The organism is Bradyrhizobium sp. UBA2491 (genome assembly GCF_002341725.1).
GTDB lineage: Bacteria > Pseudomonadota > Alphaproteobacteria > Rhizobiales > Xanthobacteraceae > Bradyrhizobium.
In genome coordinates, this window is the sequence record NZ_DDOP01000073.1 from 2,901 (window position 1) to 3,411 (window position 511).

Here is a 511-nt window from a genome sequence, read left to right on the forward strand (position 1 = left end):
GGCGCGAGCGGCGCGGCGACCGAAGGGGCAATCGTGGTCAACGTCATGGCACCGGCAGTGATTGCGGTCACGACCAAAGTTCCCAACTTCATCATTTTCTCCTTGTTGTGGGATTTTGCCGTTCGAAGAACGGTTGAAACGGCAGAGTTGGAACAGGAAAAAACGGCGAAGCGGCGTCAGGGTTCCACCTGAAATGGTGTCACTAAGTCGCAATTGACACGGCCGGCGCATGCCTGATCTGGCGTGACCGGGATTCGCGCGATGGGACGGCACTGCCAGAAATCCTGCGAAGAATTTCGCGCAGCGTGTCGGATTCTCCCAATCCACGTCGTCCTGGGGGCATCTCGATGATGATCACCCAGGGAGCTTGAAGTGAGAAAGATTGTTGTTGGCGCCTTCATCAGCCTGGACGGCGTCATGCAGTCCCCGGGCGGCCCGCAGGAAGATCCGATCGGCGGCTTCAGCTTCGGCGGCTGGTTCGCGCCGCTGTTCGATGAGAAGACCGGCGAGG

Annotated in this window: 1 protein-coding gene and 1 pseudogene; both read left to right on the top strand. The window is 59.5% G+C overall.

Annotation, left to right across the window (positions count from 1 at the left end):
- Positions 1–192 (top strand): hypothetical protein (locus B2W55_RS24430; RefSeq protein WP_291532298.1); only part of this gene is annotated, 192 nt, incomplete at its 5' end.
- Between the two features lie 180 nt (positions 193–372).
- Positions 373–511, top strand: a pseudogene (locus tag B2W55_RS24435) (dihydrofolate reductase); the annotation flags it as partial.